This is a genomic window from Streptomyces bambusae, from assembly GCF_019400985.1.
In the GTDB taxonomy this organism is placed as follows: Bacteria; Actinomycetota; Actinomycetes; order Streptomycetales; family Streptomycetaceae; genus Streptomyces; species Streptomyces bambusae_A.
In genome coordinates this window covers 1-5,321 of record NZ_WTFF01000418.1, presented here as the reverse complement: position 1 = coordinate 5,321, position 5,321 = coordinate 1, and the positions used below count along the sequence as shown (strand labels likewise).

Below are 5,321 nucleotides of genomic sequence, written 5' to 3'. Positions count from 1 at the left end.
GCCGCGAGGGCCTCGCCGAGGCGGACGCGGTGCGCGAGGTGTTCGGGGCGGCGGCCCCCGCCGACCTGACGCCGACCGCCCTGATCGGCGACACCGGCGCCGCCGCGGCCGCCTTCCAGGCCGCCGCCCTGCTGTCGTACGCCGAGGACCACGCCGCCGAGGCGGCCGGCCGGATCGGCGTGATCACCTCCGTGGACCGCACCGGCACCGTCGGCTGCGCCCTGCTCGGCCTGCGCTGAACGGCGTGCGCTGAACGGCGTGCACCCCTCACCATCCGCCCGCCCCGAAAGGACATGAACACCGTGCTGGACAAGGAAGAACTGCGCGCCCTCGTCGCCCAGGTGCTGGACGTCGACGTGACCGAGGTCGGCGACGACGTGAAGTTCGTCGACGACCTGGAGGTCGACTCGCTGATGGCCCTGGAGGTCGTCGTCGTGCTGGAGAAGAAGTACGGCATCAAGCTGCCGGAGTCCGAGCTCAAGCACATCGTCACCCTGCAGAGCGCCTACGACCTGCTGAGCGCCCGGATCGACACGGCCAAGGCGGCCTGATGCCCGCCGCCAGCCCACTTCGCGCCGCGGTCGAGGTGCTGCCCGCCGAGAGCGAGCTGAGCACCGCGGCCCGGTTCACGGTGGCGGACACCGAGACCGTGCTCCCCGGCCACTACCCGGGCTTCCCCATCTTCCCCGGCGTCTGCCTGGTCGAGTGCGCCCGGCAGGGCGCCGAGGCCACGCTGCCCGAGGGCGCCAAGGGGACCCGGCTCGCGGCCGTGGAGTCCACCCGGTTCACCGGACCGGTCTTCCCCGGCGACCGGGTCGACATCGCCATGGCGTGGAAGCAGACCCCGGCCGGCGACTGGCAGGTGCGGGCCAAGCTGTCCACCGAGCGGGGCGCCGCGGCCGGCGTACGGCTGCGCTACGCGGCCACCGCGACGGCGGCGGAAGGGGCGGCGGCATGATCGGCCAGCGCGACATCCGGGCCCGGCTGCCCCACCGCTTCCCCATGCTCCTCGTGGACCGTGTCGTCGACATCGTCCCCGGTGAGCGCCTGACCGCCCTCAAGGCGGTCACCTGCAACGAGCCCTGGTACGAGACGCTCGGCGCGGACACCCCGGACGAGGACTTCGCCTACCCGAGCTCCCTGCTCGTGGAGTCCTGGTGCCAGTCCGCCGGCGTCCTCGCCACCTGGGACGACCCCAACCCGGACGTGCTCGACGGCCAGGTGATGCTCTTCGGCGGGATGACCGGCGTCGAGCTCCACCGGCCGGTGCTGCCCGGCGAGGTCCTGGAGCACCGGGTGCGCCTGGACCGCAAGGTCGACGACACCCTGCTGTTCGAGGGCGAGACCCGTTCGGCCGGCGAGACGGTGATGACCGTCGGCCGGATCGTCATGGCCTTCCGCCCGGCGGCGGCGCTGCGCCCCGCCACCGCCTGAGGAGACGTAACGACATGTCAGACACCGCCAAGCGGGTGGCCCTGGTCACCGGCGGCTCCCGCGGCATCGGCCGCGCCACCGTCGAGGCGCTCGCCCGCGACGGCTTCGACGTGGCCTTCTGCTACCGCTCGGACGACGCCGCGGCCCGCACCCTGGAGAAGGCCGGCCAGGAGTACGGCGTCCAGGTCGTCGGCACCCGCGTCGACGTCGCCGACGGGCCGGCCGTACGGGCCTGGGTCGAGGCCACGGAGGAGCAGCTGGGCCCGGTCGACGCGGCCGTCACCGCCGCCGGTATCACCCGCGACAACCCGCTGGTCCTCATGGAGGACGAGGAGTGGCGCCAGGTGATCGACACCAACCTGGACGGCGTCTACCACGTCTGCCGCGCGGTGGTGTTCGGGATGATGAAGCGCCGGGCCGGCGCGATCGTCAACATCTCCTCGGTCGCCGGGGTCTACGGCCACGGCACCCAGACCAACTACTCCGCCTCCAAGGCGGGGATCATCGGCTTCTCCCGCGCCCTGGCCAAGGAGACCGGCCGCGCCGGCATCCGGGTCAACGCGGTCGCCCCCGGCTTCATCGACACCGACATGGTCGCCGCGATGAACGACAAGGCCCGCAAGGACGCCCTGTCCACGATCCCGCTGCGCCGCATGGGCACCGCGCAGGAGGTCGCCGACCTGGTCGCCTTCCTGGTCTCGGACAAGGCCGCGTACATCACCGGCGCCGTCCTGCAGATCGACGGCGGCATCACCATCTGAAGCCGTCCGGACCGGACCGTCCGGACCGGACCGTCCGGACCACCCGGAGCACCCGCACACGAACCGCTGGAGGCGGCGATGGCACGACGCGGACCGCGCTGGTACTTCTCCTTCCGCAGCCCCTACTCGTGGATGGCCTACCGGGACCTGGTGGACCACCACGCGGCCGTGGCCGGGGCGATCGAATGGCTGCCCTTCTGGGAGCCGGACGAGCCGGCCCTGGACGAGCTGGAGCGCAGCAACATCAAGCTCCCGTACGTCCCCATGTCCAAGGAGAAGCACCTCTACATCCTCCAGGACGTCCGGCGCCTGGCCCGGGCCCGCGGCCTGGACATGGTCTGGCCGGTGGACCCCGCCCCCCGCTGGGAGGTCTCCCACCTGGCGTACCTGGCCGCCGAGCGGCTCGGCGCCGGCCCGGAGTTCATCGCCGAGACCTACCGCGCCCGCTGGGAGCTCGGCGAGAACATCTCCGACCCCGGCACCATGCGCAAGATCGGCGAGACCCTGGACCTGGACCCCGAGGTGCTCGCCGGGGCCCACGAGGACCCCGAGATCCGCGAACTCGGACTGAAGGCGCTGAACTCCCTGCACCGCGACGGGGTCTTCGGCGTGCCCTTCTTCATCAGCGGCTTCGACAAGTACTGGGGCGTCGACCGGCTCCCCGACTTCGTCGAGCAGCTCGCCGCCCGGGCCGCCTGACCCGCGCGACCGCATCCCGTACCGCAACAGCACTGGAGGAAGAACCGGCCATGGCCACCAACCCGTTCGAGAACGACGACGCCCGCTACCTGGTCCTCGTCAACGAGGAGAACCAGCACTCCCTGTGGCCCGCCTTCGCCGAGGTCCCGGCCGGCTGGACCGTGGCGCACGGCGAGGACAGCCGCCAGGCGTGCCTGGACCACATCAACGAGAACTGGACCGACATGCGGCCGAAGTCGCTGGCGGTCGCCATGGACGCCGCCTGACGTCCCCCGCCGGGCGGCCGGGCAACGGGCGTTGGCAGCAATCTGCAACGCCCGTTGTCCATGTCCGGAGCCGATGACAGCGTGGCTCTCACGCAGCTTCCCAGAAAGCGATGCCGCTCATGACCCACTCCCTGATGTGCCTTCCGTTCGCGGGGGGCGGCGCCGGTTTCTACCGCGCCTGGAAAGACCTGCCCGCGCACGCACCGCGCATAGTCCCGATCCAGCTGCCCGGCCGCGAGGAGCTCTTCCTCGACGAGCCGTTCCACGACGCGATCGCGGCCGCCGACGCGCTCGCGCCGCGCCTGGCCGAACTCGCCGAGGGCCGGCCCACGGCCCTGTTCGGGCACAGCCTCGGCGCCGTCCTCGCCTTCGAGCTGGCGCGCCGCCTGGAGCGCGACCCGGCGGTGGAGCTGACGCACCTGTACGTGAGCGGCTCGCCCGGCCCCTGGACCGGCCGCGCCCAGCACGCGACGGGCCTGGACGACGACGCGTTCCTCGCCCGGGTGCAGGAGTTCGCCGGCTACGAGCACGACGCGCTGGCCGACCCCGACATGCGGGAGCTGCTGCTGCCGATCCTGCGGGCGGACGTGGAGATGCACGAGAGCTACCGGCCCGACTCCGACGAGCCGCTGCGCACCCCGATCACCTCGCTGCGCGCCACCGGCGACGCCCTGGTGACCCGCGCGGAGGCCGAGGAGTGGCAGCAGGCCACCACCGGGGCCTTCCGCCTGGTGGAGCCCGCCGGCGGCCACATGTACCTCACCGAGTCGCCGCTGCCGCTGATCGACGCGATCGCCGCGGTGCCGGCCTCATGACCGCCACGCTCACCGCCGGCCGGGCGGCCACCACCGCCGGCCGCCTCACCGGCCGCACGGCCGTGGTCACCGGTGCCGCCCGGGGCCTCGGCCGCTCCTGCGCCGTCCGGTTCGCCTCCGAGGGCGCCGACCTGGTGCTCGTCGACGTGGCCGGCGACGTGGCCGGGGTGCCCTACCCGCTGGGCTCGCAGAGCCAGCTGGAGCACACCGCGCAGCTGTGCCGGGCGCACGGCGCCTCGGTGCACACCGCCGTCGCCGACGTCCGCGACCCCGGAGCCGTGGCGGCCGTCGCCGACCAGGCGCTGGAACGCTTCGGCACCGTCGACGTCCTGCTCAACAACGCCGGCATCGCCGCCCCCTCCGGCAAGTCCGTGCACGAGATCGCCGAGGACGAGTGGGAGCTGATGGTCGGCATCGACCTCACCGGCGCCTGGCGCATGATGAAGGCCGTCGTCCCCGCCATGGTCGAGCAGCGCTCCGGCAGCGTCATCAACGTCGCCTCCACCGCCGGCCTGGTCGGCTACCGGCACTTCGCGGGCTACGTCGCCGCCAAGCACGGCCTCGTCGGCCTGACCAAGGCCGCCGCCCTCGACTACGCGCCCTTCCGGGTCCGGGTCAACGCCCTGTGCCCCGGCTCGGTGCGTGACGACCCGCTGCACGAGGGCCGCATGCTCGCCGAGATCGCCCGCTCCCTCGACGTCGACGTCGCCGAGCACGAGGAGATCTTCGTCCAGTCGCAGCCGATGAACGCCCTCATCGAACCGCAGGACATCGCCGGGGCCGCCCTGTGGCTGGCCGGGGACGACTCCCGCCAGGTCACCGGGACCACCCTCACCGTCGACGGCGGCTTCAGCGCCCGCTGACCCTCCCGCTTCCCCTTTCCCGTACGTACAGGAGTCCGACCATGTCGAGAAGTCAGGCCGCGTCCTGCCACAGCCTGGTGGTCCGGATGCCGGGCCCTGTCGATGCCGGGGAGCTCGAAGAGCGCCTGCGCTCCGGTGCGGCCGGCGCCCTCGACGCCCCCGGGGACCTGCGCCTGTGGCAGGAGCGGCTGCCGTACGCCGCCACCGACCCCGCCGCCGCCGCGCGCGTGCGGCGGGAGGCCGAGCGCCCGCTGCGCACGGCAGGCCTGCCGCTGCGCGCCGTCCTGCTGCACTACCGCGACGGCGACGCCGACCTCGTCCTCGTCGCCCGCCGCACCCTCTCCCTCGACCCCGGCACCCTCGCCTGCGCCCCGGCCCCGGCCGCCGCCCCGGCCGGCGGGCGGCCCGTCCTGGAGCTGGCTCCTATTCACCTCTTCGAGCCCACGGGACCGGGGCTGATCCCGGTTGCCGGCTTTTGCTTGT

Annotated in this window: 8 protein-coding genes and 2 pseudogenes; all 10 read left to right on the top strand. The window is 73.3% G+C overall.

The window, feature by feature from the left end; all coding sequences use genetic code 11:
- Positions 1 to 239 (top strand): annotated as a pseudogene (locus GPJ59_RS33020) (beta-ketoacyl synthase N-terminal-like domain-containing protein); the annotation flags it as partial.
- Positions 240 to 293: 54 nt separating this feature from the next.
- Positions 294 to 551: an acyl carrier protein gene (locus GPJ59_RS33015; protein WP_219671597.1), complete on the top strand. Its 258-nt coding sequence runs from the start codon at positions 294 to 296 to the stop codon at positions 549 to 551.
- The gene (locus tag GPJ59_RS33010) at positions 551 to 958 is read left to right on the top strand and encodes a 3-hydroxyacyl-ACP dehydratase FabZ family protein (protein WP_219671596.1); all 408 of its coding nucleotides are present in this window, start codon (positions 551 to 553) and stop codon (positions 956 to 958) included. Before GPJ59_RS33015 ends, GPJ59_RS33010 begins: the two co-directional genes overlap by 1 nt.
- On the top strand, positions 955 to 1,434 hold the full coding sequence (locus GPJ59_RS33005) for a 3-hydroxyacyl-ACP dehydratase FabZ family protein (RefSeq protein WP_219671595.1): 480 nt from the start codon (positions 955 to 957) through the stop codon (positions 1,432 to 1,434). Before GPJ59_RS33010 ends, GPJ59_RS33005 begins: the two co-directional genes overlap by 4 nt.
- Before the next feature lie 14 nt (positions 1,435 to 1,448).
- Positions 1,449 to 2,195, top strand: coding sequence for a 3-oxoacyl-[acyl-carrier-protein] reductase (gene fabG / locus GPJ59_RS33000; RefSeq protein ID WP_219671594.1), 747 nt, complete (start codon positions 1,449 to 1,451; stop codon positions 2,193 to 2,195).
- 78 nt (positions 2,196 to 2,273) lie between these two features.
- Positions 2,274 to 2,894 carry a 2-hydroxychromene-2-carboxylate isomerase gene (locus GPJ59_RS32995; protein ID WP_219671593.1) on the top strand — a complete coding sequence of 207 codons (621 nt, stop codon included), beginning with the start codon at positions 2,274 to 2,276 and terminating at the stop codon, positions 2,892 to 2,894.
- Between the two features lie 50 nt (positions 2,895 to 2,944).
- Complete coding sequence (locus tag GPJ59_RS32990; RefSeq protein ID WP_219671592.1) at positions 2,945 to 3,160, top strand: MbtH family protein; 216 nt, start codon at positions 2,945 to 2,947, stop codon at positions 3,158 to 3,160.
- 119 nt (positions 3,161 to 3,279) lie between these two features.
- On the top strand, positions 3,280 to 3,975 hold the full coding sequence (locus tag GPJ59_RS32985; protein ID WP_308120620.1) for a thioesterase II family protein: 696 nt from the start codon (positions 3,280 to 3,282) through the stop codon (positions 3,973 to 3,975).
- The gene (locus tag GPJ59_RS32980) at positions 3,972 to 4,838 is read left to right on the top strand and encodes a mycofactocin-coupled SDR family oxidoreductase (RefSeq protein WP_219671590.1); all 867 of its coding nucleotides are present in this window, start codon (positions 3,972 to 3,974) and stop codon (positions 4,836 to 4,838) included. The genes GPJ59_RS32985 and GPJ59_RS32980 overlap by 4 nt, the downstream gene beginning before the upstream one ends.
- Before the next feature lie 41 nt (positions 4,839 to 4,879).
- A pseudogene (locus GPJ59_RS32975) lies at positions 4,880 to 5,321 on the top strand (hypothetical protein); the annotation flags it as partial.